The 20,241-nt window shown below is 76.9% G+C and carries 20 protein-coding genes and 2 riboswitches; of the genes, 7 read left to right on the forward strand and 13 right to left on the reverse strand.

Annotated elements, in window-relative coordinates; translation table 11 throughout:
- Window positions 1-53: 53 nt before the first annotated feature.
- The 9 genes from ACI799_RS00005 to ACI799_RS00045 form a co-directional block, all read right to left on the reverse strand.
- Window positions 54-1,229, reverse strand: a complete 1,176-nt coding sequence (locus ACI799_RS00005; RefSeq protein WP_456612039.1) for a C40 family peptidase — start codon at window positions 1,227-1,229, stop codon at window positions 54-56.
- A gap of 14 nt (window positions 1,230-1,243) precedes the next feature.
- A riboswitch (cyclic di-AMP (ydaO/yuaA leader) is annotated at window positions 1,244-1,397 on the reverse strand.
- Between the two features lie 146 nt (window positions 1,398-1,543).
- Window positions 1,544-3,193: a uroporphyrinogen-III C-methyltransferase gene (cobA, locus tag ACI799_RS00010; protein ID WP_456612040.1), complete on the reverse strand. Its 1,650-nt coding sequence runs from the start codon at window positions 3,191-3,193 to the stop codon at window positions 1,544-1,546.
- Window positions 3,190-4,035, reverse strand: coding sequence for an energy-coupling factor ABC transporter ATP-binding protein (locus ACI799_RS00015; protein ID WP_456600409.1), 846 nt, complete (start codon window positions 4,033-4,035; stop codon window positions 3,190-3,192). The genes cobA and ACI799_RS00015 overlap by 4 nt, the downstream gene beginning before the upstream one ends.
- Window positions 4,032-4,769 (reverse strand): cobalt ECF transporter T component CbiQ, encoded by a 738-nt coding sequence (gene cbiQ, locus ACI799_RS00020; RefSeq protein WP_456600408.1) that lies wholly within the window; start codon window positions 4,767-4,769, stop codon window positions 4,032-4,034. The genes ACI799_RS00015 and cbiQ overlap by 4 nt, the downstream gene beginning before the upstream one ends.
- On the reverse strand, window positions 4,766-5,086 hold the full coding sequence (locus ACI799_RS00025) for an energy-coupling factor ABC transporter substrate-binding protein (RefSeq protein WP_456595445.1): 321 nt from the start codon (window positions 5,084-5,086) through the stop codon (window positions 4,766-4,768). Before ACI799_RS00025 ends, cbiQ begins: the two co-directional genes overlap by 4 nt.
- The gene (locus ACI799_RS00030) at window positions 5,083-5,784 is read right to left on the reverse strand and encodes an energy-coupling factor ABC transporter permease (protein ID WP_456589706.1); all 702 of its coding nucleotides are present in this window, start codon (window positions 5,782-5,784) and stop codon (window positions 5,083-5,085) included. Before ACI799_RS00030 ends, ACI799_RS00025 begins: the two co-directional genes overlap by 4 nt.
- On the reverse strand, window positions 5,771-7,168 hold the full coding sequence (locus ACI799_RS00035) for a cobyrinate a,c-diamide synthase (protein WP_456612041.1): 1,398 nt from the start codon (window positions 7,166-7,168) through the stop codon (window positions 5,771-5,773). The genes ACI799_RS00030 and ACI799_RS00035 overlap by 14 nt, the downstream gene beginning before the upstream one ends.
- A complete protein-coding gene (gene cobO / locus ACI799_RS00040; protein ID WP_456595447.1) occupies window positions 7,165-7,779 on the reverse strand; it encodes a cob(I)yrinic acid a,c-diamide adenosyltransferase in 615 nt (204 codons plus the stop codon). Before cobO ends, ACI799_RS00035 begins: the two co-directional genes overlap by 4 nt.
- Window positions 7,779-9,881, reverse strand: coding sequence for a putative cobaltochelatase (locus tag ACI799_RS00045; RefSeq protein ID WP_456612042.1), 2,103 nt, complete (start codon window positions 9,879-9,881; stop codon window positions 7,779-7,781). The genes cobO and ACI799_RS00045 overlap by 1 nt, the downstream gene beginning before the upstream one ends.
- 73 nt (window positions 9,882-9,954) lie before the next feature.
- A riboswitch (cobalamin riboswitch) is annotated at window positions 9,955-10,081 on the reverse strand.
- A gap of 127 nt (window positions 10,082-10,208) precedes the next feature.
- Between ACI799_RS00045 and ACI799_RS00050 the strand changes: the two genes are divergently transcribed.
- The 6 genes from ACI799_RS00050 to cobM all read left to right on the forward strand — a co-directional run bounded on the left by ACI799_RS00050 (window position 10,209) and on the right by cobM (window position 14,829).
- Window positions 10,209-10,853: a TetR/AcrR family transcriptional regulator gene (locus ACI799_RS00050; RefSeq protein WP_456589702.1), complete on the forward strand. Its 645-nt coding sequence runs from the start codon at window positions 10,209-10,211 to the stop codon at window positions 10,851-10,853.
- 16 nt (window positions 10,854-10,869) lie between these two features.
- Window positions 10,870-11,631 (forward strand): maleylpyruvate isomerase family mycothiol-dependent enzyme, encoded by a 762-nt coding sequence (locus ACI799_RS00055; RefSeq protein ID WP_456612043.1) that lies wholly within the window; start codon window positions 10,870-10,872, stop codon window positions 11,629-11,631.
- 105 nt (window positions 11,632-11,736) lie between these two features.
- Complete coding sequence (locus tag ACI799_RS00060) at window positions 11,737-12,333, forward strand: TetR/AcrR family transcriptional regulator (protein ID WP_456612044.1); 597 nt, start codon at window positions 11,737-11,739, stop codon at window positions 12,331-12,333.
- A complete protein-coding gene (locus ACI799_RS00065; protein ID WP_456589699.1) occupies window positions 12,326-12,763 on the forward strand; it encodes a hypothetical protein in 438 nt (145 codons plus the stop codon). Before ACI799_RS00060 ends, ACI799_RS00065 begins: the two co-directional genes overlap by 8 nt.
- A gap of 96 nt (window positions 12,764-12,859) precedes the next feature.
- The gene (cbiE, locus tag ACI799_RS00070; protein WP_456612045.1) at window positions 12,860-14,092 is read left to right on the forward strand and encodes a precorrin-6y C5,15-methyltransferase (decarboxylating) subunit CbiE; all 1,233 of its coding nucleotides are present in this window, start codon (window positions 12,860-12,862) and stop codon (window positions 14,090-14,092) included.
- Window positions 14,089-14,829, forward strand: coding sequence for a precorrin-4 C(11)-methyltransferase (cobM, locus tag ACI799_RS00075; RefSeq protein ID WP_456612046.1), 741 nt, complete (start codon window positions 14,089-14,091; stop codon window positions 14,827-14,829). Before cbiE ends, cobM begins: the two co-directional genes overlap by 4 nt.
- A 74-nt stretch (window positions 14,830-14,903) precedes the next feature.
- Here cobM and ACI799_RS00080 read toward each other — a convergent pair whose 3' ends face one another.
- Complete coding sequence (locus tag ACI799_RS00080; protein WP_456612047.1) at window positions 14,904-15,995, reverse strand: cobalt-precorrin-5B (C(1))-methyltransferase; 1,092 nt, start codon at window positions 15,993-15,995, stop codon at window positions 14,904-14,906.
- 26 nt (window positions 15,996-16,021) lie between these two features.
- Between ACI799_RS00080 and ACI799_RS00085 the strand changes: the two genes are divergently transcribed.
- The gene (locus tag ACI799_RS00085) at window positions 16,022-16,759 is read left to right on the forward strand and encodes a cobalt-precorrin-6A reductase (RefSeq protein WP_456612048.1); all 738 of its coding nucleotides are present in this window, start codon (window positions 16,022-16,024) and stop codon (window positions 16,757-16,759) included.
- Between the two features lie 22 nt (window positions 16,760-16,781).
- On the opposite strand, the gene ACI799_RS00090 is transcribed toward ACI799_RS00085, so the two are convergent.
- The 3 genes from ACI799_RS00090 to ACI799_RS00100 are packed head-to-tail and all read right to left on the reverse strand — an operon-like array spanning window position 16,782 to window position 20,183.
- Window positions 16,782-18,008, reverse strand: coding sequence for an MFS transporter (locus ACI799_RS00090; protein ID WP_456612049.1), 1,227 nt, complete (start codon window positions 18,006-18,008; stop codon window positions 16,782-16,784).
- A 49-nt stretch (window positions 18,009-18,057) separates the two neighbouring features.
- Window positions 18,058-19,566, reverse strand: a complete 1,509-nt coding sequence (locus tag ACI799_RS00095) for a precorrin-2 C(20)-methyltransferase (RefSeq protein ID WP_456600401.1) — start codon at window positions 19,564-19,566, stop codon at window positions 18,058-18,060.
- The gene (locus ACI799_RS00100) at window positions 19,563-20,183 is read right to left on the reverse strand and encodes a precorrin-8X methylmutase (protein WP_456612050.1); all 621 of its coding nucleotides are present in this window, start codon (window positions 20,181-20,183) and stop codon (window positions 19,563-19,565) included. The genes ACI799_RS00095 and ACI799_RS00100 overlap by 4 nt, the downstream gene beginning before the upstream one ends.
- Window positions 20,184-20,241 lie beyond the last annotated feature (58 nt).

A 20,241-nucleotide genomic window follows, 5' to 3' on the forward strand; every position in this document is an offset into this window, starting at 1 on the left:
CGCGCGGGGCGGACGGACCGCCCCGCGCGCCCGGGTGTCTCAGCCGGCGGTCGTCAGCCGGCGATCCGCCGGGCGCTGTTGTAGCCGCCCATCGAGTCGATCGACGCGACCTTCACCGGGACACCGGACGTGGCGGCGTGCACCATCTGGCCGTTGCCGATGTAGATGCCGACGTGGCTGACCGGGCTGTAGAAGAAGACCAGGTCACCCGGCTGCAGGGCGGAGCGGGAGACCGGCGTCCCCATGGTCGACTGCATGCGGCTGGAGTGCGGCAGGCTGATGCCCGCGGCCGCATAGGCGTACTGCACCAGGCCCGAGCAGTCGAAGGCGTTCGGGCCGGCGGCCGCCCACACGTAGGGGTCGCCGATCTGGGCCATGGCGGTGTTCACCGCGGTCTGCGCCGCGCCGCTGCCGCCGGACACCGGCGCGGGCGGCGCGGGGGCGGGGGCCGGGGCGGGAGCCGCGGGGGCCGGGGCGGGAGCCGCGGCTGCGGGAGCCGGGGCGGCGGGAGCCGGGGCGGCGGGAGCCGGGGCGGCGGCCGGCGCCTCCTCGGCGGCCTGGGCTGCCTGGGCCGCGGCGGCCTCCTCGGCGGCGTGCCGCTCGGCGGCGGCGCGGGAGGCGCGCTGTTCCTCGGCGCTCAGCCGGTCGAAGTGCGCCTGGTAGACGGCGATCTCCTCGTCGAGGCGCGCCCGCTCGGCGTTCACGCGGTCGACCTGCGCCTGGGCGTCCGCCGCGGCCCGCTCGGCGTCCGCACGGGCGCGCTCGGCGTCCTCGCCGGCGGTCCGGGCCTCCCCGAGCACGCCGTTGTTGTGGGCGGCGATCGTGTCGAGCAGGCCGACCCGGTCGATCAGCTCCGTGGGCGAGCCGCTGGTCAGCATCGCCGTCACGGTGTCCAGCCGGTCACCGGTGTACGCGCTGCGGGCCACCGTGCGGACGCGGTCCTGCGCCTGGGCCAGGGCGGCCTGCGCGGCGGTGAGCTCCTCGGCGGCCGCGTCGGCGGACGCCTGCGCCGCCTTGAGGTGCTCGCGGGTCTCGTTGAAGCGCTCGGTGAGCACCTCCAGGTCGTGCGCGCGGGCGGCGACGAGGTCCGCGGCCTCCTGGGAGGTGGCCGGCTCGGGGTCGGCGACGGCGGGGAGCGGCGCCAGGACGACGCCGCCGGCGGCCACGAGGGCCAGCAGGGCCCGCCGTCCGGTGATGCGGCGGTGGGCAGGGCTGAGCGAACTCGCCATGTTCGGCGGGTCTTCCTTTCTTCCACGGCCGCCTACCGGGTTAGCTGACGGGTTCGGGCGGGAAGTCGCCCGGCGGCGGACGGCCCGTGCGGGCCGCTCGTCGCTTCACCCCAGGTGGTGCGTTGGGTCCCCGGTCCGGGTGCCGGACGGATCCGGCGGGTGGTTCGGCGGCGTCCGGGCGGCTGTCACGGGTCGAGTGACGAGAGGGTCCGTCCGGACGGGCCCACGCTAGGTGCCGATCCGGCCGATCACCATGCCTGGGGACGACTTCGTCCAGCACCGTGGCCGACAGTCCGGCGGGCGTTCACGCCCAGTCACCGACGCGCCGTGACACGCCCGCGGTCGGCTGACGTGAGGTGGACCACCTCACCGACGACCCAGACCGCCGGGGGGCGGACTGCGTGCTCGGTGAGGGTGGCCGGGAGGTTGGCCAGGGTGGTGCGCAGCGACCGCTGGGTGGGGGTGGAGCCGTCGGTGACGACCGCGACGGGGGTGTCGGGTGCGCGGCCGTGCTCGACGAGGGCGGCGGCGATGGCGGGGGCGGTGTCGACGCCCATGAGGACGACGAGGGTGCCGCGCAGTGCGCCGAGGGCGGCCCAGTCGACCAGTGACTGGGGGTGGCCGGGGGGCAGGTGGCCGGAGACGACGACGAACTCGTGGGTGAGGCCGCGGTGGGTGACCGGGATGCCGGCGAGGGCGGGGACGGCGACGGCGCTGGTGATGCCGGGCACGACCTCGACCGGGATGCCGGCGTCGGTGCAGGCCTGGACCTCTTCGAAGCCGCGGCCGAAGACGAAGGGGTCGCCGCCCTTGAGGCGGACGACGCGGCGGCCGGCGCGGGCGTGGGTGATCAGCAGGTCGTTGATGGTCTCCTGGGCCATCGAGCGGCCGCGCGGCAGCTTGGAGGCGTCGACGACCTCGACCTCGGGGGGGAGCGAGGCGAGCAGTGGCTGGGGGCCGAGGTGGTCGGCGACGACGACGTCGGCGGTGGCCAGCGCCTGCCGGCCGCGCACGGTGATCAGCCCCGGATCACCCGGGCCGCCACCGACGAGGACGACCCGCCCCGCCCCGGTGTCGGAACGGCGGACCGGCAGGGTGCCGTCGGCGACCCCGGCGAGGACCGCGTCGCGGAGCCCGGCCGCCGCCCGGGGGGCGGCCGCGTCGTGCACCGCCAGCACGAGGTCGCCGGCGCGGCCGGTGACGGGCAGCTCGGCGCCGGCCCGCGCACCGTCGGTGCGGGCGCAGAAGATCCGGTGCCGGTCGGCGTCCCGGGCCACCGCGGTGTCGACGTCGGGATCGCCGGTCGCGGCCAGCGCGAACCACGCCCCGGCGAGATCCCCGGCGGCGTAGCGCCGCGGCCACCACTCCAGGTGCCCGGCGGTGGCGGCCGACTCCAGCGCCGGCGTCAGGCCCGGGCTGACCACCGTCACCTCCGCGCCGGCGGCGAGCAGGCCGGTCACCCCGCGGTGCGCGGCCGTACCCCCGCCCACGACGATCACGCGCCGGCCGGCCAGCCGCAGCCCGACCGGGTGCACGCCGTCGCCGGTGGGCTGGGTGGTCACGGGTCCTCCTGCTGCATCGGTGGGGGTGGTCCGGTGCGGGTCGGCGGTCGGGTCCGGCGGCCGCGCGACGGCGACGGTCACCCGGCCGCGCACCGTCTTCCCGACCTCGAGCACCCCGCCCCCGAGGAGCGCCGCCGCCTCGGCGACCGACGGGGTGCCCACCCGGTCGGCGACCGCGCCGGACGGTGCGGGCACGCGCACCCCGGCCAGCGCCTCGGCCGGGTGACCGGCGAGCGGCCAGCCGCGCCGGGCGGCGGCGTCCACCAGCCCCGGCTCGCGCACGCGCGTGTCCAGGGTGGCCAGCCGGACCGGCCCGCACGGCCGGGGGAGGACGGCGTCGACGGCGGCGAGCACCTCGGCGGCGCTCACCCCGGAGGACAGCCCGATGCCGACGGTCCTCACGTGGGCACGCCGGGACGGTCGGGCAGGGCGCCCAGCAGCCCGGCGGCGTCCCGGGGGAGGGGGCCCTCGGGGAGCAGACCGAGCTCGCGCAGCCGGGCACCCACCTCCAGCGCCCAGGGGCGGGACAGCCGCGCGCGGGCCAGCAGCTCGCCGTCGCCGAGGACGTCGTCAGGGGCGCCCTGCACCACCGCGCGGTCGACGACGACGGCCACCTCGTCGGCCCAGCGCAGCGCCAGGTCGACGTCGTGGGTGCTCATCACCACGGTGGAGTCGTGCTCCTGCAACCGGGACAGCGCGGCCAGCGCCTCGGTGACCGCAGAGGGGTCGAGCCCGGCGGTGGGTTCGTCGAGCAGCAGCACGCACGGCCGCATCGCCACCGCACCGGCGATCGCCACCCGCTTCCGCTCTCCGTAGGAGAGCTGGTGGGTGGGCCGGGCGGCGAGGTGGTCGACGGCGAGCAGGTCCAGGGCCTCGGCCACCCGCGCGCGCACCGCGTCCTCGTCCAGCCCCAGGTTGAGCGGGCCGAACGAGACGTCCTGCGCCACGGAAGCGGAGAACAGCTGGTCGTCGGGGTCCTGCAGCACCAGCTGGACGGTCTGCCGGTGCTGCCGCAGGCCGCGGCGGGTGTGCTCCAGCGGCACCCCGTCCACGGTCACCGCGCCGGAGACGGGCGCCAGCGCGCCGGACAGGCAGCGCAGCAGCGTGGTCTTGCCCGAGCCGTTGGCCCCGAGCACGGCCAGCCGCCGGCCGGCGGGGACGGTGAGGTCGGCGCCGTCGAGGACCGGGCGGCCGCGCTCGTAACCGACGACCAGCCCGGTGGCGCCGAGGGTCCGGTGGCTCATGCCACCACCACGCTGATCGCGACGATCCCCGCCAGGCCGGTGAGCGCGGTGGCCAGGAAGAGCCGGGACGACGGCAGCACCTCGGGCAGCACGCGCAGGTCGGTCTCCATGCCCCGGCCGGCCAGGCCCTCCTGCAGCCGGCGGGCGCGGTCCCAGGAGCGGGTGAGCACCCCGGCCGCGAGCAGCCCGGCGGAGCGGTAGGAGCGGCGCGGTGAGGACCAGCCCATCCGCGCCGTCTGCGCCTCGCGGATCGTGTGCAGGCTGTCGAGCAGCACGAACAGCAGCCGGTACATCACGCCCGCCACCTCGACGACCGCGGCCGGTACCCGGAGCCGACGCAGCGCGGGCAGCAGGTCCGACATCGGCGTGGTGGTGGCCAGCAGGAGGACCGCGGCGCTGCCGGCGACCGCGTGCCCGACCAGCGAGCCGGCCTGCGCGGCGGCGTCCGGGGCCCAGCCGATGCCGCCGTCGCCGACGGACACCACCGCGGTGAGCGCACCGATCGCGATGAACGCCAGCGGCCAGCGGATCGCCCGGCCGAAGGTGCGGGCGGGCACCCGGGCCGGGCCGAGGGCCAGTCCGACGGCGGTGAGCCCGACGAGCACGCTGCCCGGCCAGGCGGGCAGCACCAGCGCGCAGCCGACGAGGCCGGCGCAGAGCAGCAGCTTGTCCCCGGGCGAACGCCCGCGCCATGCGCTGCGCCACGCCGCGTCGTCGACCGCGAGGCCGCTCACCGCGGGTCGGTCTCCGCCGGCGTGCTCGTGGCGGGCGCGGGAGCTGCCGTCCGCCGGCCGCGCAGCCGGCCCAGCACGTAGCCGAGCACGCCACCGCCGAGGGCCGCCTGCAGGGCGAACAGGCCGGACTCCACCTCACCGGACGGGCTGAACAGCGAGTCGAACCACGGGGTGTAGCCGTCGGCCTCGAGCTCCTCGGTCACCGCGGCGTCGGTGCCGCCGAACTCCGACCTGCCCCCGTCGAGGAGCAGCGGAACGGCGAACAGCGCGACCACCGCCACGACGAGGAGGGCGTTGACGAGCGCGCGGCGGTTCACGCGGCACCTCCGGCGGGCACGGCCGCGGGAACGGGGGCGGGCTTCAGGATGCCGAGCCGCTCGAGCTCGGGGCGGGCGTTGACCGTGAGCACCCGGAAGAGCAGCACGCCGAGCAGGCCCTCGCCGATGGCCAGCGGGATCTGGGTGACGGCGAAGACGCCGAGGAACTTGGCCAGCGCCCCGGCGAGGCCGCTGGCCGGGTCGGGGAAGGCCAGCGCGAGCTGGACCGACGTGGTGACGTAGGTGGCCAGGTCGGCCACCGCGACCCCGGCGAAGACGGCGGGTAGCAGCCCGGCCCCCGCGGCGCGGGTCAGCCGGTAGACGGCGTACCCGGCCCACGGCCCGACGACGGCGAAGGCGAAGGCGTTGGCACCGAGCGTGGTCAGCCCGCCGTGCGCCAGCAGCAGCGCCTGGAACAGCAGCACGACCGTGCCGAGCAGCGCCATCACCGGGGGCCGGAAGAGGATCGCGCCCGGCCCCGTGCCGGTCGGGTGGCTCGAGCTGCCGGTGACGCTCGGCAGCTTGATCGCGCTCAGCACGAAGGTGAACGCCCCGGCCGCGCCGAGCAGCAGCGTCGACTCCGGGTTCTCCCGCACCTCCTTGACCACGGCCCGGGCGCCGTGCACGACGAAGGGCGCGGCGGCGATCGTCCAGCCGATCGCGTGGCCGGCGGGCAGGAAGCCTTCAGCGATGTGCACGGGCGTGCTCCGTTCGGACGGCGGGGGCGCAGGCGGTGACGAAGCGCTGGGCCAGCTCGGGGCTGCCGGCCCAGTTGAGGTGGAGGTAGGAGGCGTGGACCCCGCCGGAGACGAACCCCTCGGGACCGGTGGCGGCCCACTGCCAGGCGGGGGTGGGGCCGGCCGGGGGATCGGCGTGGGTGCGGTGGAACTCGTGGCCGCGCACCCGGGTGCCGGCCGCGGCGAGCACGGAGTCGGTGGTCGCCACCGCGGCGCGGTAGCCGAGGGTGAGCCGGGGGGCCATCGCCGTCCCGACGTCCAGGACCCCGCACATGGGGACGCCGTCCAGCTCGCGGGCCAGGTACAGCAGGCCGGCGCACTCGGCGGCGATCGGTGCCCCGCGGGCGGCGAGCGCGGCGACGTCGGCGCGCAGGGACTCGTTGGCCGACAGCTCGGCGGCGTAGACCTCGGGGAAGCCACCGCCGACGACCAGCCCCGCGGTGCCGGCGGGCAGTGCCTCGTCGCGCAGCGGGTCGACGGTCACCACCTCGGCACCGGCGGCCGCGAGCAGCTCGGCGTTCTCCGCGTAGCCGAAGGTGAACGCCGGGCCGCCGGCGACCGCGATGCGCGGCCGGCTGCCGGTCGGCGCCACCTCCGCGGCCGGATCCCACGGCTGCTCGGCGAGGTCGGGTGCCGAGCGGGCCAGCCGCAGCACGGCGTCCAGGTCGACCCCGGCGGCGACGACCTCCCCGAGCCGGCGCACCGTGGCCACCGCCTCGGCCGAGCGCTCCGCGGCCGGCACCAGGCCCAGGTGGCGGGAGGGCGTGTGCAGGGTCTCCAGCCGCCGGATCGCCCCGAGGACCGGAACGCCGGCGGCGCCGAGCGCCTCGCGCAGGATCGCCTCGTGCCGGTCGCTGCCGACCCGGTTGAGCACGACGCCGCCGAGCCGCACCGACGGGTCGAACGTGGCGAACCCGTGCACGAGGGCGGCGACGCTGCGGGCCTGCGAGGAGGCGTCGACCACGAGGACCACCGGCGCGCGCAGCAGCCCGGCCACGTGCGCGGTGGAGGCGAACCCGGGCTCGACGCTCGGGTGGGTGGCGCCGTCGAACAGCCCCATGACGCCCTCGACCACGGCGACGTCGGTGCCGCGGGCCCCGTGCAGCAGCAGCGGCGCGATCCGCTCCTCGCCGACGAGCCAGGGGTCGAGGTTGCGGCCCGGCCGCCCGGCGGCCAGCCCGTGGTAGCCGGGGTCGATGTAGTCGGGGCCCACCTTGTGCGGGGAGACCGTCAGCCCCCGGGCCGTGAGGGCGGCGATCAGCCCGGTGGTGACCGACGTCTTGCCGGCGTTGCTCGACGGTGCGGCCACCACGATCCGGGGCAGCTCCCGCCCGCCCGTGGTCACCACTCGATCCCCCGCTGGCCCTTCTGGCCGGCGTCCATCGGGTGCTTGACCTTCGTCATCTCCACGACCAGGTCGGCGGCCTCGACCAGCGCCGGGGGAGCGTCCCGTCCGGTGATGACGACGTGCTGGCTGCCGGGCCGGGCGGTGAGCGTCGCGACGACGTCGTCGACGTCCACCCAGCCCCACTTCAGGGGGTAGGTGAACTCGTCGAGCACGTAGAACCGGTGCGCCTCGGCGGCGAGGTCGCGCTTGATCTGTGCCCAGCCCTCGGCCGCGTCGGCGGCGTGGTCGGTCTCCTCGCCGTGCTTGCGCGACCAGCTCCAGCCCGCGCCCATCTTGTGCCAGACGACCGGCCCGCCCTCACCGGTCTGCTCGTGCAGCCGGCCCAGCGCGGTCAGCGCGTTCTCCTCGCCGACCTTCCACTTGGCGCTCTTGACGAACTGGTAGACCGCGACCGACCAGCCCTGGTTCCACGCCCGCATCGCCATGCCGAACGCGGCGGTGGACTTGCCCTTCATCTCGCCGGTGTGCACCGCGAGCAGCGGGCGGTTGCGGCGCTGCCGGGTGGTGAGCCCGTCCTGCGGGACGACGGCGACCTGTCCCTGCGGCATCAGGCGGCCTTCCGCACGTCGCGGACCGTGCTGGCCAGGGACTCGGCGCCCAGTTCCTCCAGGCGCAGCGTCTGCGCACCGAGCTGGAGCCCCAGGGACGCCGCCAGCCCGAGCCGTACCGGCCCGGACTCGCAGTCGACGACGACGCTCGCGACGTCCGCCGCCGCGAGCAGCCCGGCCGCCCGGCGGGCCTCGCCCAGGTGGTCGCCGCCGCGCGCGCCGGTGGCCCGGCCGTCGGTGACGACGACCAGCAGCGGCCGGCGCCGCGGGTCGCGCACCCGCTCCAGCGTGAGCGTGCGGTGGGCCTCGAGCAGCCCGGCGGCCAGCGGGGTGCGCCCGCCGGTGGGCAGGCTGCCGAGGCGGGCGGCGGCCGCCTCGACCGACCAGGTGGGTGGCAGGGCGAGCTCGGCCGCGCCGCCGCGGAAGGTGATCAGCCCGACCTTGTCGCGGCGCTGGTAGGCGTCGAGCAGCAGGGAGAGCACGGCGCCCTTCACCGCGGCCGTCCGGGAGCGGGCGCCCATCGAGCCGCTGGCGTCGACGACGAACAGCACGAGGTTGCCCTCGCGGCCCTCGAGCACGGCCTGGCGCAGGTCGTCGCGCTCGATCCGCAGCCCCGGGCCGCTGCGGCCGCGGGCGCGCTGGTGGGGCGCCGCGGCGAGCACGGTGCCGGCGAGGTGCAGCTTGGTGACGGTGCCCTCGGGGCGGGTCGACCCGACCACCCGGCCGCGCTCCGACCGCGCGCGCGACCGGCGGCCCGCGGCCCCGGCGCCGATCCCGGGCACCTCCAGCCGCCGGGTGCGGAACGGGTCGGACGGAGCGACCGCGGCCTTCTCCGGAGCCGGGGCCGCGTCGGTGTGCCCGCCGCCCTCACCGCGCGGGGCGGTCGTCGGCGGGACCTCCCCCCCGTCGTCCCCAGGCATAGGAGGCTCTACCTGCGTCTCGGCGTCGGACATGGGTGTATTGCTTCCTATGCCTGGGTCCGCGCCGGGGCCGCCGCCGTCGTCCGGGCCACCGCCGTCCGGGCCGCTGTCGTCCGGGCCGCTGTCGTCCGGGCCGCCGTCCTGCGGGCCGTCCGGGGGCTCCGGGTCGTCCTCGGGGCGGCTGTCCTCCAGCGCCCGGTCCAGGGTCTCCTCGTCGAGCCCGGGTGCGTCGAACGGGTTGCGCCGGCGCCGGTGCGGGAGCGCCAGCCGTGCGGCCACCCGCACGTCGTCCTCGGTCACCTCGTCGCGGCCGCACCAGGCGGCGTGCGCGATGGCGGCGCGGGCGGTGACGATGTCCGCACGCAGACCGTCGACGTCGAACGCGGCGCAGACGGCGGTGACCTGGCGCAGCGCGGTGTCGGAGAGGGTGACGTGCGGCAGGCGGGCGCGGGCGTCGGCGATGCGGGCGGCGAGCGCGGACTCGTCGGCGGCCCACTGCCCGGCGAAACCGGCCGGGTCGGCGTCGGAGGCGAACCGCCGGCGCACGACCTCGGCGCGGACGGCGGGGTCGCGCGGGGCGGCGACCTCCACGGTCAGCCCGAACCGGTCCAGCAGCTGCGGGCGGAGCTCGCCCTCCTCCGGGTTCATGGTGCCGACCAGCAGGAAGCGGGCGGCGTGCCGCACCGAGACGCCCTCGCGCTCGACGTACGCGGTGCCCAGCGCGGCGGCGTCGAGCAGCAGGTCGACCAGGTGGTCGTGCAGCAGGTTGACCTCGTCGACGTAGAGCACCCCGCGGTGGGCGGCGGCGAGCAGGCCCGGCTCGTAGGCCTTGACCCCCTCGGTGAGCGCCCGTTCCAGGTCCAGGGAGCCGACGAGCCGGTCCTCGGAGGCGCCGACGGGCAGCTCGACCAGCCGGGCCGGGCGGGTGCGGGCCGCCGCACCCGGCTCGTGCGGGCCGTCGGGGCAGGCGGGGTCGGGCGCTGCCGGGTCGCAGCCGAAGCGGCAGCCCGCGACGACGTCGACCGGCGGCAGGACGGCGGCCAGCGCGCGGACCGTCGTCGACTTCGCCGTGCCCTTCTCGCCGCGCACCAGCACCCCGCCGACGGCGGGGGAGACGGCGTTGAGCAGCAGGGCCAGCCGCAGGTCGTCCATGCCGACGACGGCGGTGAAGGGAAAGCTCATGCGGGGTACCCGCGCATGGCACGCGTCCTCTCCCCGGGTGTCCACGCCCGGAGGTGGCAGGGACGACGGCTGGAGTCTCCTGGCTCCCGGCTCGACGCCCGTCCCCGACCTTCCCGCTCCCGGGGGAGCAGTGGCCGAGCGTGGGGACGGGCTCCCCGGTCACAGTGGCGGGACCGCGCCGGATTCTCACCGGGCTTCCTCCGCTGCCGTCGCGTGTGGCTGCGTCATCAGACCACGAGCGGCCCGGCCGGCGACAGACCCCCCGCCGCCCGATAGCGACCTAAGACCTCGTTGACTTCCTAACGCCGTTAGGAAAACAATGCGCCTGTGACCGGGGCGGCACCGCCGGACCGCCGTCAACGGCGGCGGCAGGAGACGATCGAGGAGGTCGTCGCCGTCGCCGTGGAGGTGATGACCGAGCACGGCGTCGCCGGGCTGACCCTCGGTGAGGTGGCCCGCCGGATGGGCATCCGCCCGCCGTCCCTCTACGGGTACTTCGACGGCAAGCACGCGCTCTACGACGCCCTCTTCGAACGCGGCTGGCGTGCGCTCGCCGACGTGCTGCGGCACGCCGGCGCGACGCGGGAGGACGCCGACCCGCTCGACGCCCTGCGCTCGGGCACCACCGCCCTGGTGCGCTGGGCCGTCGAGCACCCCGCCCACTCCGCGCTCATGTTCTGGCGCCCGGTGCCCGGCTTCACGCCCTCGCCGCGGGCGTACGAGCCGGCCGTCGCGCTGGACGCGGAGTCCCGCGCGCTGCTGGCCCGGCTGCGGGACGCCGGGCACCTCGCCGCGGACGTCGACCTCGACCGCGCCTACCGCGCCTGGACGGCGCTGGTCGGCGGGGTCATCTCCCAGCAGCTGTCCAACGCGCCCGGCGAGCCGTTCGAAACCGGCGCCTTCACCACCGTCCTGCCCGACGTCATGGACATGTGGCTCGGCCACCACCAGAGGAACCCATCCACCCGCTGATCCGAGGAGGTCCGTCGTGACCGCTCCCTCTCCTGCCCCTGCCCGTCCCCGCCCGCGGTCCGCCGCCCTGGACCGGGACACCGCCTACCGCCTCGCCGCCACGGAGTACGAGCGCATCGTCGCCCTCCTCCGGCAGCTGGACGCCGACGACTGGAGCCGGCCCACCGACTGCCCGGGCTGGGACGTGCGGGCCATGGCCGCGCACGTGCTCGGGATGGCGGAGATGGCCGCCTCGGTGTGCGAGATGGCCCGCCAGCAGCGGCTCGCCGGCAAGGCCGGGGGCGGCATCGACGCGCTGACCGACGTGCAGGTGCGGGCGCACGCCGACCTCGACGGCCCGGCAGTCGTCGCCGCGCTCGAGGTCACGGCGCCGCGTGCGCTGCGGGGGCGGCGCCGGCTGTCCCGGGTGGCGGGGCGGGTCAAGCTGCCCGAGGAGCAGGTCAACGGCACGGTCCGCGAGTTCTGGCGGATCGGCTTCCTGCTCGACGTCGTCCTGACCCGCGACGTCTGGATGCACCGGGTCGACGTCAGCCGCGCGACCGGCCGTGAGCCCGAGCTCACGCCCGAGCACGACGGGGTGCTGGTCGCCGACGTCGTCGCCGAGTGGGCCGGGCGGCACGGCCGGCCGTACCGGCTCACCCTCACCGGCCCGGCCGGCGGCCAGTGGTCGGCGGGGACGGACGGCGAGCAGCTGGAGCTCGACGCCGTCGAGTTCTGCCGGGTCCTCTCGGGCCGGGGCAGCGGAGCCGGCCTCCTGGGCCAGCAGGTGCCCTTCTGATCCCGCCCCTGCCGGTCGACGGAGCGACAGGCCCCGGCCGCGTCGCCGAGCAGCGCCGTCCATCAGTGCTTGTCACTGGCAAGTTGTCAGTGGCAAGCTGCTGGTGTGACCCGGCCAGACGGCGACCTCCGCGCGGTGCTGCTGCGCTCCGCGGCCGAGGTGGCGGCCCGCTCCGGCGTCGCCGAGGTCTCGATCCGGGCGCTCGCCCGCTCGGCGGGCGTGTCCCACGCCGCGCACCGGCACCACTTCGCCTCACGGACCGGTCTGCTGACGGCGCTGGCCGCCGAGGGCCACCGGATGCTCGCCAGTGCCCTCGAGGACGCGGCCGCCTCCGACTTCCGCGAGGTCGGCGTGGCCTACGTGCGCTTCGCCCGCGACCACCCCGGTCACTTCGCGGTGATGTTCGCCCCCGACGTCCTCGACCCGGACGACGGCGAGCTCTCCGCTGCCCGGGCCCGGACCTTCGCGGTGCTCCAGCGCGGGGTCGACGCGCTGACCGTCGACGGTCGGGTCGACGACGCGCGGGCCGCGGTCGTGGCCGCGTGGTCCCTGGTCCACGGGTTCGCCGGGCTGGCGGCGACCGGGAACCTCGCCAGAGCCGGTCTCGCCCCCGACGGCGGTGGTGAGGCGCTGCTCGAGCTCGCCCGGCGTGCGGCCGGGATGCTGTTCGGTTCACCGGGAAGGAAGACCGGCCATGGATGACCCCCTGCTCGGTGTCCACGTCCTCGCGGGGACCGCCGGGCTGCTCCTCGGGCCCGTGTGGCTCGCGGCCCGTCGCGCGGGTGCTCGGGGCGTTGCCGCGGCGGCCGGCTACCAGGTCGCCGTCGTGGTCGCGGCCGTCACCGGCGGGGTGCTCGCGGCGACGTCGCCGGGTCTGCTCTGGCTGCTGCCGGTCGCCGTGCTCACGGAGGTGCTCGCCGTGGCGGGCGCGCTCGCCCGCCGGCGGGCGTGGCACCACTGGGCCACGCTCCAGCCGCACCTGCTCGGCGGCTCCTACATAGCCCTCGTGACCGCCCTCCTGGTCGCCGAGACGGCCAATCCGGTGTTCTGGGTGCTGCCTGCCGTCGTGGGGCAGGTGCCCATCGCGGTCGCCAAGCGCCGGCTGCACGCCGGCGGCCTCGCGCCCGCCTGATCCGCTGCGGCGCGCGACCCCGACCGCGGCCCGGCCGGCGCAGCCCGGCACCCGTGCGCCGGCCGCGGTCGGGAGGGCTGCCTAGGATCGGCGCCCGTGCCAGCCCCCGAGGTCCCCGCCGAGCGCCCGATCGTGGTCGTGGGCATCGGCGCGGACGGTTGGGACGGGTTGTCGCCGACGGCACGGCGGGCCATCGAGACGGCCGAGGTGCTGCGTGGCAGCGCGCGCCAGCTGGCTCTGGTGCCGCCGTCGGTGGCCGCGGAGCGGGTGCCCTGGCCCTCGCCGATGGGGCCGGCGATCCGCGCCCTGCCCACGGCGCACCCCGGCCGGCGGGTAGTCGTGCTGGCCAGCGGCGACCCGATGTTCTCCGGGATCGGCACCTCGCTGGTGCGGGTCCTCGGGGCCGACGCGGTCGACGTCGTCCCGCACCCGTCGTCGGTGACGCTGGCGTGCGCGCGGCTGGGCTGGGCGGTGGAGGAGACGACGGTGGTAACGGTCGTCGGCCGGCCGGTGGAGCTGCTGGCCCCGCACGTGACGCCGGGCCGGCGGCTGCTGGTGCTCGGGTCCGACACGTCGTCCCCGGCGGCGGTCGCGGACCGTCTCGTGGCCTGGGGGTACGGCGCCACCCGGGTCATCGCGCTGGCCCAGCTGGGCGGGCCGGGCGAGCGGCGGTTCACCGGCACCGCCGCGGGGTGGCCGCACGCCGAGACCGACCCGCTGGTGGTGACCGCCGTGGAGGTCGTCGCCGACCCGGGCACCGTGCCGCTGCCCACCGTTCCGGGCCTGCCCGACGACGCCTACGAGCACGACGGCCAGCTGACCAAGCGCGACGTGCGGGCGGTGACCCTGGCCCGGCTGGCCCCGCTGCCGGGCCAGCTGCTCTGGGACGTCGGAGCCGGTGCCGGCTCGATCGGCATCGAGTGGATGCGGACGCACCCGTCCTGCCGCGCGGTCGCGGTCGAGTCCCGCGCGGAGCGGGCCGAGCGGATCGCGCGCAACGCCGGGCGGCTCGGCGTCCCCGACCTGCGGGTGGTGCGGGGGAGCGCCCCCGAGGCGCTGGCGGGCCTGCCCGCCCCCGACGCCGTCTTCGTCGGCGGCGGCGCGACGGTCCCCGGCGTGCTGGACGCCTGCTGGGCCGCGCTGCCGCCGGGTGGCCGGCTGGTGGTCAACGCCGTCACGCTGGAGAGCGAGGCGGTGCTGGCCGACCGGTACGCGCGGCACGGTGGCGAGCTGGTGCGCCTCGCCGTCGCCACCGCCGCACCCGTGGGCGGCTTCACCGGCTGGAAGGCGGCCATGCCCGTGACGATCTGGTCGGGAGTCAAGCCATGACGGTGCACTTCATCGGCGCGGGGCCCGGCGCCGCCGACCTGGTCACGGTCCGGGCCGCCCGGCTCATCGCCACGGCGCCGGTGTGCCTGTACGCCGGGGCGCTGGTGCCCCGCGAGCTGCTGGACACCGCGCCGCCGGGCGCCCGGCTGGTCGACACCGCGAACCTCGACCTCGACCAGATCACCGCCGAGCTGGTCGCGGCCCACGAGGCCGGGCTCGACGTCGCCCGGCTGCACAGCGGCGACCCGTCGGTCTACAGCGCGATGGGCGAGCAGATGCGGCGCCTCGACGCGGCCGGCGTGCCCTACGACGTCGTCCCGGGCGTGCCCGCCTTCGCCGCGGCGGCCGCCTCGCTGAAGCGTGAGCTGACCGTTCCCGGCGTCGGGCAGACGGTGATCCTGACCCGCACCTCGGCCCGCTCCACGCCGATGCCGCCGGGCGAGGACCTGGCCACCCTCGGCGCCTCCCGCGCCACGCTGGTGCTGCACCTCGCGGTGCAGCGGATCGCCGAGCTGGTGCCCGAGCTCCTGCCCTCCTACGGCGCCGACTGCCCGGTCGCCGTCGTCGCCCGCGCCAGCCGGGACGACGAGCTGGTCCTGCGCGGGACCCTGGCCGACATCGCGGCGCAGGTCGCCGACGCCGGGGTGAAGCGGACGGCGGTGGTGATCGTCGGCTCGGTGCTGACCGCCGGGGAGTTCCCCGACAGCCACCTCTACTCGACGAGCCGATGCCGATGAAGGACCCTGCTGCCCCCCACCGCTCGCGAGCTCGCGGCGGGCCCCTGCAGCAGGGCCGTCCAACCGGACGAGGCTTAGCTCCGGCCGACCACGGTGCCCGCGCGGTCGATGACGATCACGTCGACCGCCACGGGGGCGCCGCGCAGCACGCCGAGCGCGGTCTCCCGCGCCGCGGCGGCCACCAGGTCGCCCAGCGGGAGGCCGGCCGCCCGGCACTGCTGCAGCGCGTCCAGCGCGGTGTTGGCGCCCCGCACCCCGTCGACCAGCTCCGGGGGTCCGCCCGCGGCGCGCACCCGGCCGGCCAGCGACTCGAAGGACACCTGCGAGCGGCCGGAGTGCAGGTCGAGGTGCCCGTCGGCGAGCTTGGCGAGCTTGCCGATGCCGCCGGCGATCGTGAGCCGGCCGATCGGGTGGCGGCGCAGGTACTTGAGCACGGCCCCGGCGAAGTCGCCCATGTCCAGCAGCGCGTCCTCGGGCAGCCCGTACGTCTCGACGGCCACCCGCTCGCTGGTGCTGCCGGTGCAGGCCGCCACGTGCGCGTACCCGGCGGCGCGGGCCACGTCGATGCCCCGGCGGATCGAGTCGATCCACGCCGAGCAGGAGTACGGGACGACGACGCCCGTGGTGCCCAGGATCGACAGCCCGCCCAGGATGCCCAGCCGAGGGTTCCAGGTCCGGCGGGCGAGCTCCGCGCCGTGCTCGACCGACACCTCGACGACGACGTCCCCGGAGCCGCCGTGGCGGGCGGCGACCGCGGCCACGTGCGCGGCGATGAACTGCCGGGGCATCGGGTTGATCGCGGGCTCGCCGACCGCCAGCGGCAGCCCGGGTTTGGTCACCGTGCCCACGCCCTCGCCCGCGCGGAAGGTGACCCCGCTGCCGGGTGCCCCGTGGGTCACCCGCACGGAGACGAGCGCGCCGTGGGTGACGTCGGGGTCGTCTCCGGCGTCCTTGACCACGCCGGCGGTGGCGGCGCCGTCCTCGAGGCGCTCGATGGCCAGCGCGAACGACGGGTGCCGGTCGTGCGGCAGGTCGATCGTGACCGGGTCGGGGAACTCGCCGGTGAGCAGCGCGGTGTAGGCGGCGGTGGCCGCCGCGGTCGCGCAGGCGCCCGTGGTCCAGCCCGAGCGCAGGCCCGTGCCGTCCGTCCGGTCCGCCGTCGTCACGTGATCAGCATGCACGGCGGCGCGGCGTGACCGGCCGGGTGCTGGTCCTGGGGGGGACCGGGGAGGCGCGACGGCTGGCCGGAGCGCTGGTGGATGACGGGGTCGACGTCGTCAGCTCCCTGGCCGGGCGCGTCGCCGAGCCCCTGCTGCCGGCGGGTGCGGTGCGGATCGGCGGGTTCGGCGGTGCGGCGGGGCTGGCGGCCTGGCTGCGGGAGGCCCCGACGGCGGCCGTCGTGGACGCCACGCACCCGTTCGCCACCGGGATGACGGCGGCGGCGGCGGAGGCGGCGGCGGTCGCCGGAATTCCGTTGCTGCGACTGCAACGACCGGGCTGGTCCGCCGCGCCGGGGGACGACTGGCACTGGGTCGGGTCACTGCAACGAGCGGCGGCAGCGGTGACCGGGTACGACTCGGTGTTCCTCACGACCGGGCGGCAGGGGCTCGCCGCGTTCGCCGACGTCCCGGGGCACTGCCTGGTGCGGTCGGTGGACCCCCCGTCGCCGCCGCTGCCCCGGCGCAGCACGGTGGTGCTCGCCCGCGGGCCGTTCACCGTCGCGGACGAGATCGCGCTGATGCGGGCGCACGCCGTGGAGGTCGTCGTCACCAAGGACAGCGGGGGCGGGATGACCGCCGCCAAGCTGACCGCCGCTCGCGAGCTGGGGGTGCCGGTCGTGCTGGTGCGCCGCCCGCCGCTGCCGCCGGGGGTCGCGGTGGCCGACACCGTGGAGGCGGCCCGGGAATGGGTTCGGTCGCGCACGACCTGATCCGACGTACCGCCGACCCGGCTCAGGCGGGCAGCGACTCCGCGGCGTCCGGCGTCCGGTCGGGTGGGGTCGCCCGGCGGCGCAGCCGCACACCGGCGACCGCGGCCAGCGCCAGGACGACCAGGACGGCGGCGTAGACCTCGGTGACCGGTGCCAGGCCGAACGCCCCGGCGGCGGCCCCGGCGGCCACGGCCGGGACGCTGAAGCTCAGGTAGCCGACGACGAAGACGCTCGACAGGAGTCCGGCGCGCTCGGCCGGTGCCACGCCGGCGCTGGCCGTGGCGACCGCGCCGAGGAAGGCCAGGCCGAAGCCGAGGCCGGAGACGACGGCGGAGCCGAAGAGCACGACGACCTGCCCGGTCAGCAGGGCGGCGATCGTGCCGGTCACCCCGACGGCGAACACGGAGGCGCCCGCGACCATGGCGCGCTCCGGTGCGAGGTCGCGGCCCAGGACGGCGCCGAGCGCCGCGGTGCCCTGCATGGCCAGCACCAGCAGGCTGCCGACCAGGTGGTCCTCGATGCCGAAGACCGAGGCGACCAGCGAGGGGCCGAGGGAGAGGTACAGGCCGCCGAGCGCCCACGCGGCGACGATGGCCGGGAGCGCGGTGAGGAACGCCGGGCGCTGGGGTGCGGGCACGCGCACCGTCGGCCGCAGCGAGCGCAGCGCTCCCGGTGCGCGGGGGGAGGTCTCGGGCAGCAGCGGCACCAGCGCGGCGGCGAGGAGCAGCACCCCGGTCAGGACGGCGAAGACCCAGCGCGTGGGCGAGGCGACGTACTCCACGACCAGGCCGGCGCCCACGGCCCCCAGCGACAGCCCGATGCCGGGCCCGGCGCTGTTGACCAGCGGGCCCAGCGGGCGGGCCGGGCGCTGGGTGTCGAGCAGCAGGGCGCCGAGGGTGCCGGTGAGCGCGCCCATCGACAGGCCCTGCAGCACCCGGGCGGTGAGCAGCCAGCCGACGCTGTCGGCGGTCAGGAAGACGGCCATGGAGACCGCCTGCAGCAGCAGCCCGCCGGCCACCACCGGCCGGCGGCCCACGTGGTCGGAGAGGCCACCCACCACGAGGAGGGCGGCCAGCAGGGCGAGGGCGTAGATGCCGAAGACCGTCGTGAGCATGCCGGGCCCGAAGCCGAACTGCTCCTGGTAGACGCGGTACAGCGGCGTGGGCACCCCCGAGGCCGCGAGGACGAGCAGCAGCAGGCCGGCGGTGGTCCAGAACGCGGGGGCTCTGCTGAGCGTCGGGGGTGCCACGACGGTGGGAAAGGGCAACGATCGCGCGGGCATTCCCCGCCCCGGCGTGTCAGCCCGGGTAGCGGCGGGAGGTGTAGACCGCGCCGGAGGCGGTGACGCGGGTCTGCGAGGAGCCGATCAGCACCAGGCAGCGCATGTCCACGGTCGCGGGGTCCAGCGCGCCCAGGGTGGTGACCCGGAGGCTCTCCTCCGGCCCGCCGACGTCCCGCCCCACGACCACCACGGTCTCCGGCGGGCGCACCTCCAGCAGCACCCGCAGCGCTTCGCCGAGCTGGTGCGGGCGGTGCTTCGAGCGCGGGTTGTAGAGGGCGATGACCAGGTCGGCGGCGGCGGCGTGGCGCAGCCGATCGGTGATCACCTCCCAGGGCTTGAGGACGTCGGAGAGCGACAGCACGCAGAAGTCGTGCCCCAGCGGGGCCCCCACCCGGGAGGCGACCGCCTGGGCGGCGGTGAGGCCGGGGACGACCCGCACCGGGACACCGGCGAACTCGGGGCGCTCGGCCACCTCGAGCACGGCGGCGGCCATGGCGAAGACGCCCGGGTCTCCACTGGAGACGACCGCGACCCGCCGCCCCTCCCGGGCCAGCGTCAGCGCGTGCGCGGCACGGTCGGCCTCGACGCGGTTGTCGCTGGGGTGCCGGGTCTGGCGCGGGTTGGCCGCGACCCGGTCGAGGTAGGGGCCGTAGCCGACGAGGTCGTCGGCGGCGGCGAGCGCCTCGGCGGCCTCCGGGGTCGTCCAGCTCCGCGCGCCCGGACCGAGGCCGACGACGACGACCTCTCCGTGCGTGGCCGCCTCGCCGGAGGGCTGGGCCGGCTCCGTGACCTGCGGCGTGAGCGGGCTGGGCAGCAGGGCGAGGGAGAAGTACGGGACGCTCGCCGGGTCGACCTCGGCGAGCGGCAGGCACCGCTGCCGGTCGGTGGTGGCCCGCTCGACGTAGAGCGCCCGGTCGAGCACGCCGGCCCGCTCGAACGCCTCCCGCACCTGCGGGAAGGTGCGGCCGAGCTTCATCACCGCCGCCGAGTCGGTGCCGGCCAGCCGGGCGGCGAGCTCGTCGGCCGGCAGCGTGCCGGGGAGCACCGTGAGCACCTCGTCGCGCTCCACCAGGGGCCGGCCGACCGCGGCGGCCGCGCCGCTCACGCTGGTCACCCCGGGGACGACCTCGGTCGGGTAGCGGTGCGCCAGCCGCTTGTGCATGTGCATGTAGGAGCCGTAGAAGAGCGGGTCGCCCTCGGCGAGGACGACGACGTCGCGGCCGGCGTCCAGGTGGGCGGCCAGCCGCGCAGCGGCGGCCTCGTAGAACTCGTCGATCGCGCCCTGGTAGCCGCCCGGGTGGTCGGTGGTCTCGGTGGTGACCGGGTAGACCAGCAGCTCCTCGATCTGCCCTTCGCGCAGGTAGGGCTCGGCCAGGCCGCGGGCCACCGACCGGCCGTGCCGCGCGGCGTGGAAGGCGACGACGTCGGCGGCGCCGATCAGCCGGGCGGCCTTGACCGTGACGAGCTCGGGGTCGCCGGGGCCCAGCCCCACCCCGTAGAGCCGGCCGGTCGTCTGTCCGCTCATTCGACGGTGCTCGCGATCGCGTTGATGGCGGCCGCGGTGATCGCGCTGCCGCCGCGCCGGCCCCGGACCACCAGGAACTCCAGGTCGGACTCCGCCAGGGCGTCCTTGGACTCGGCGGCGCCGATGAACCCGACAGGGATGCCGAGCACGGCGGCGGGGCGCGGGGCACCGGCGGCCACCATCTCGAGCAGATGGAACAGCGCGGTGGGGGCGTTGCCGATCGCGACGACCGCGCCGTCGAGCCGGTCGCGCCACAGCTCCAGCGCCGCGGCGGTGCGGGTGGTGCCCAGCTCGGCGGCGAGCCCGGGGGTCCGCGGGTCGTTCAGGGTGCAGATGACGTCGTTGTCCTTCGGCAGCCGCCGCCGGGTGATGCCGCTGGCCACCATCTGCGCGTCGCAGAGCACCGGTGCGCCGGCGTTCAGCGCCTCGCGGGCGCGCTGCACGACGTCGGGGGAGTGGGCGATGTCGTCGACGAGGTCCACCTGCCCGCAGGCGTGGATCATCCGCACCGCCACCTGGGCGACGTCGGCGGGCAGGTTCGCGAGGTTCGCCTCGGCGCGGATGGTGGCGAACGAGCGCCGGTAGATCTCGGCGCCGTCCTTCTCGTAGTCGTACATCGGGCAGGAGGCTACGTCCCGCGCTCGGGCCACCTGCTCCGGGGAACGGCGGGCGGTC

Source organism: Blastococcus sp. SYSU DS0753 (genome assembly GCF_054051175.1).